We start from the raw sequence: 5,795 nt of genomic DNA, 5'->3' as shown, positions 1-5,795 counted from the left end.
AAGGTAAAATGTAAAATTTACCACAGAGAGGGAAAATAAATTGAAAATTGAAAATGTAATCAGCCATAGGCTGACAAGAATGGAAAATTATGAAGATCAGAGATCAGTGGGGGGCATTTTTCGATTCACGACTCACGATTCACGACTCACGGTTTCCTCCCGATTCACGTCTCACGACTCCCGACTCACGGTTTCCTCCCGATTCACGGTTTTCTCCCTTCTCACGTCTCACGTCTCACGACTCACGTTGATATTCTTCCTGCTTATCTTTCTCCCTCTTCATTCTGTGACTATTTCGGAATTGCAGAATAGCGGGGAATATCTTTATGGCATGGGGGAGGCAGATAGTTATGAAAAGGCTACTGATCTGGCACTTAAGAACCTGATCAGTAAGATAAGTGTGAAGGTGGAAGCTAATTTCACCAGGAAGGACAGTGAGGATGAAAACGGATTTAAGAGTCGGGTGGAGCGCAATATCAATACATATTCCAGTACTACACTTTATAATGTGCCGGATATTATGGAACAAAGTCGTGATAAAACATTAGTGTGGCGCTATATAAAAAGGGAAGATCTGGATAAGATATTTGCTGCCAGAAAGCAGAAGATACTAAGCTATTATCAATGTGGTCAAGAAGCAGAAAAGAATGCTCAGGCAGGTGATGCTTTGCGTAATTATTACTGGTCGCTGGAGCTATTATCTACATACCCCGAAAAGGAGAGTCTTTGCCCTGAGAATGAGAATATTACGCTGCAAACGCTATTACCTAACCGGATAAACAGTTTACTGGACGGTGTGAACTTTGATTTGCAGAAGATCTATAGAGATGAGGAAAAAGAGCGTAAAGTGCTGAAGTACAGGGTGACCCATGATCGCAAGAGTGTGGCAAACCTTAATTACCGTTATTATACATCAGCAACCGGTTGGAGCAGGTATAATTCCGTAAATGACGGACTGGCATATATAGAACTGCCTTTGGATTACAGCGAACCATCACTTACTCTGCAAATCCAGTATCGTTATGAACAGGCAGCAAATTTTGATAAGGAAGTACAAAAGGTGTTAGCAGGAATAGAGGCAGACTATTTTAATAATAATCAGCGGGAACTGATATTAATAGGTGAGGAAGATGAGATCACCTCTGATGAATTGACGCTGGAAGTAATTAATATCAGAAAGAATGAATCTACATCTGAACTGAAAGAAAAAGACATAATGGAAGAGGTGATCAAAGGCATCAAAAGGGGCAGCAGAGAAGATCTAAAAGACTATTTCACAAAAACAGGCTACAGCGATTATGAAAATATTCTCTGTTATGGTCAGGCAGAGGTACTGGAAGATGAATTTCAGATGTTGCTTGATGAAAGTGACTCTGAAAAGCAGTTCCGCAATCTGCCCATGCGGTTCAATTTCCCGGGCAGCGATACGGAATTTATTGAAAGAGTGAATTTCAAGTTCGATGGCAAGGGCAAGATAAAGGGCATCACATTCAGTCTAAGTGACCGGGCAATACGTGATATTATGGCAAAAGATGAGAGAATGTGGAAACCGGAGGAGAAATACCAATTGATCAACTTCATGGAATATTACAAGACCGCTTATTGCCTGGAGGATATTAATTACATTGATAATATCTTTGCTGAGAATGCTTTGATCATTGTAGGTAGAATCCTCAAGGATGATGATTTTGAGATAGAAAACATCACGAATACAATTGATAAAGATAAAGCTGAATATATCCGCTATGAAAAGGATGAATATATCGAGCATCTAAGGCAGGTATTTGCGGCTAATGAATATGTTAATCTCCAGTTTGAGGATACTGATATCAAGCATTACAGCAATGATCCAGATAGTGCACTGTATGCAATTCAGATCAAGCAAAATTATTCTTCCCAGAATTACGGAGATCAGGGATATTTATTTTTAATGATGGATCTGCAGGAGGTTGAGAAACCTAAAATCTATATCAGAACCTGGCAGCCTGAGAAATTTGCTGACGGTACAGTTTTTGGTGTAGATGATTTCCAGATGGATTAATAGATAAGGTAGATCACTTTCAGCGGCTTATTTTATTTAGAATTAAACTGACTTCTTCTTCCTGAACCAGGAAATAGGTCAGTGTATTGATCTGAGCTTCTCTCATGTGGAGATTCCATTGATCAAATTCCCGGCATTTAGGAAGTGGCAGCAGATCAATTTCACCTGTTTTAAGAATTTCTATTTCTTTGTCATATATTCCTGCCAGATCAATAATAAGCTGTTTATCAACATCAAATTTATCAATATTATCAGTTAGATATATTTTTGCCAGCTCGCGAGCTTCAATCAGACAATGATATGTCCAGGAATTAGTAAAACAGGCTTTTGCCATCAGATCGGGATCAGTCTGGCTCGAATAGTCAATTTTCTTCAAGGCTTTTATCCATTCACTTATAGCATTAGTACCACTTGCATAGTGACCAATCCTTTCAGTATTATAAAGCTGTCCAGCCATGATAAGGGATTGTTTATAAAGATCGCTGATATCAGTCTCATGCCAGCCCTTCACTTGGATCAGCACCCAGGGGAAAGGGAATTTTTTATCTCGCGGCATGTTAGATGCCTTACCTGCTTTTTGCATATCTCCCATCACACCATAACTTGGGTGGGGAAATATAATACCAGTAAAAGTTATTAACTTATCCTTAAAACCTTGAGTGAGTTTTGAGGAAAAATCACTATGACTGATAAATTTTTTATCCTGGGTTTTTTCCACGAAATGAAAGCTGGAATTATAATAAATTTCTGTTTCATATCCTGCCTTCGGGAGTATATATTCTGCACAGTTATAACCGCAGAAGGGATCAGTAGCTGAAGGCATCCAGGCTTCACTGAATTGGAATCTGAAGCTCCAGGCTGATAAGCCAGCCAGAGTTTCTGCATCTAGCGGAGTGTCATTAGTATGCATTACTTTAGGGTTCGATACATTCAGATTACCCCAGAACGCTGTCCCTGAAAACATTTCCCAGTGTTCGGGAGGATACATTTGAAATTTATCAAGAAATGGGACATCAGGTTCTTCAGTGTTTTCAGCTTGAAGTTTCTGGGTAATAGCAGCCATAAAATCGAAGTCATTAGAAGCTGTTCTATCCTGAGGCAGCAATAAAATCAGTAAAATCAATAATAGAAAAGGAATAACGATTCTCATGAAATTTCCCCCATACCCGATAATGGAGGCTAATCTGTTATTTATCAGATATTTGTCAAATTAAAAATGAGATTAAATTTCAGGAGGGTCAGAAATGTCTTCATTTTCCTCTTTTTTACGGTCATGATTCTTCTTTAAGATAAAAATAATCACTAAGGCAAGAAAGGGAAAAACACTCTCCAGATCATGCTTTAACCAGAGTAGTCTTTGCAGCCAGGAAGGAGGAGGAGGAGTGAAATCCACCAGAATTTTCTCCAGCCCGGGATCTACAGCTATGCTTTTAAGAGAGTCACCAAGTGTGATAAAAAGAGAATCAGTAGTTATCGGCAGGATAAGGGTCTGGTTGAATCCTCTATCAGCATTATAAAGTCCCTGGAAAAAGCAATTGCTCTGAGTATCGCAGATCTGCAGAAAATCTGCATCATAAGCTTCTACGGTGATATCAAGAGCAAAATGAGTAGCTTGAAGAGAATCAGGATCCGCCTGCAGATAAACCGTAAGATAGAGCAGTAAGAAGAAAAATATTACTTTATTCATAAGAAACAGGGGAGATGATAAAATCTCCCCTGATCACAAATCTTATTTAAGCAGCAGCATTTTGCGGCTGACAACATTTTTACCTGAACTTAGTTTGATGAAATAAATACCAGAAGAAACCGGTAAGTTATCATCAGAATTACCATTCCATTTAATATTGGAATATCCCGCCGGATAAGAACTGGCAGGAAATGCTTTTATCAATTGTCCTGAGCAGTTATAGATCTTTACATTCAATAAAGCAGGATTATCAAGCTGGAAAGAGATAGTTGTGCTGGGATTGAAGGGATTAGGATAATTATTGAGCTGGAAATCCCAGGCAGGAACTTCGTTTGGGGTTACAGATGTAACATAGATAGAAACTGTCTCAGAAGGAATGCTTTCCAGGGAATCGCTGTAAACTGCTGTCACAAAGTATTCATAAGTATCTTCCTCAGTTAAGATATTAGTGAAAGAAGTATCTATCGTAGTGGCTATGATCACATTATCCCGATATACATTATAACCCGTGAGATCGCGTTGAGCAGCAGGTGAGTTCCAGTAAAGATAAACTTCTCCGCAAACTGCATCCCAGGAGAGATTTTGAGGTGGCAGCAGGTTTACCGAAATCTCTGCTACTGGAGACGGATCAGATTCCACATCATCATAGACTGCGGTTACATAGTAATCATAATCACCATTATCAAGTGCATAATGGTAATATTCACGCTCCTGAGGATCATCTATACTGGTAAGTAATTCACCACAGCAATAGATATTAAAGCCTGTTTGACCGGCATCATCCATCACCCAGGAGATAATTGCATCATTATAATCCACCAGGGTAGCATAACATTCTGAAGGAGCTACGGGTGGGGGAGGTAGAAATTCCTGAGGATATAAACCTGTATGCTGGATATTGCAGCCATCCAGAGGCATATAAGCAAGATCCGTATTCCAGGTACTTTCTGTATTCCACATGCAGCATTCAACTATATAGGAAGAAAATCCTGTGGCAGCACCGGCAATTTCCAGCATCCCATCAAGATCAAAATCTCCAAATACAGGAGTCATTTGCATAGTGACACTATCCCAGCCTGTTCCGCAGGGCAGGGGCCAGTCAGTGCAATGAGAGCCATCATTATTATAGCATTCATAGCCATTACCAAAGGAATTATCATCTATCATAATTTCCGGTAGTTCATCATTATCAAGATCAGCTATCCCAACCTGGGCATATATAGCATTGGTGGGACCGGCAGGGAAGCCATCTAAAGGCGTTCCATCACCGTGCCAGGCATAAATATGATCGATAGGAGTGCCAGATGAAACCTGATCACCGATCACAATATCCAATTCACCATCACCATCAATATCACCTAAAGCGGGATTAGCAAATACCCAGTTATCCACAGTTTGAAACCAGCCATCTGCATAGGTTCCATCACTATTTACTGCAAATACTGCTCCACCTGCAGAACAGCCACCATAAATTATCTCACGCAAGCCATCATCATCAATATCAGCTAAGATAGGCTGAGAATAGGAATAAGTATATCCTGCTTCAGAAACTGGGAATCCTTCCAGCAGATTACCTGCAGTATCAAAGGCATAAAGACTGTTGTAAGAAAGTCCGATCACTTCAGGAATATCATCACCAGTGATATCACCTACAGAAATTCCTGAGCCCGGAAAAGTATCAAGCTGCTGGGGCCAGCCAGGAAATACACTCCCATCACCATCAAATACATAAGTCCAGCCATTGGGATGATTTCGCACATTTACGCAGATCTCAAGATCTTCATCTCCATCCAGATCTGCCAGACAGGCATTCATTGTGCCACCACCAGCCAATGTGACAGGAAATCCTTCTACTGTCGCTCCACTTTTTTCAAAGGCATATAATTCACCGATATTTCCGGTAGTATTATTACGGCTGCAGGCTACAATCTCATCTTCACCATCACCATCAATATCTCCACAGGCAGGAGAACTCCAGATATAATAACTCAATTGCTGAGGCCAGCCGATCACATTTGAACCATCCAGATTGTGAGCGACAATTTTTGTTCCCACTCCGAAAATAAG

Annotated in this window: 4 protein-coding genes; 1 reads left to right on the top strand and 3 read right to left on the bottom strand. The window is 40.2% G+C overall.

All coding sequences use genetic code 11. The features are described from left to right. Positions 1-286: 286 nt before the first annotated feature. Complete coding sequence (locus tag RAO94_12365; protein ID MDP8323134.1) at positions 287-2,041, top strand: LPP20 family lipoprotein; 1,755 nt, start codon at positions 287-289, stop codon at positions 2,039-2,041. Positions 2,042-2,060: 19 nt separating this feature from the next. Here the strand turns inward: RAO94_12365 and RAO94_12360 are convergent, their stop codons facing one another. From RAO94_12360 to RAO94_12350, 3 genes are all read right to left on the bottom strand, one after another. Beyond that, positions 2,061-3,191 (bottom strand): hypothetical protein, encoded by a 1,131-nt coding sequence (locus RAO94_12360; GenBank protein MDP8323133.1) that lies wholly within the window; start codon positions 3,189-3,191, stop codon positions 2,061-2,063. A 72-nt stretch (positions 3,192-3,263) separates the two neighbouring features. Next, a complete protein-coding gene (locus RAO94_12355; GenBank protein ID MDP8323132.1) occupies positions 3,264-3,728 on the bottom strand; it encodes a hypothetical protein in 465 nt (154 codons plus the stop codon). Between the two features lie 42 nt (positions 3,729-3,770). Continuing rightward, positions 3,771-5,795: FG-GAP-like repeat-containing protein (locus tag RAO94_12350; protein MDP8323131.1), on the bottom strand; the 2,025-nt coding region annotated here is incomplete at its 5' end.

It is taken from the genome of Candidatus Stygibacter australis (genome assembly GCA_030765845.1).
Lineage (GTDB): Bacteria > Cloacimonadota > Cloacimonadia > Cloacimonadales > TCS61 > Stygibacter > Stygibacter australis.
Note: the sequence above shows the minus strand (reverse complement) of the source record. Positions and strands in the feature narration are given on the sequence as shown.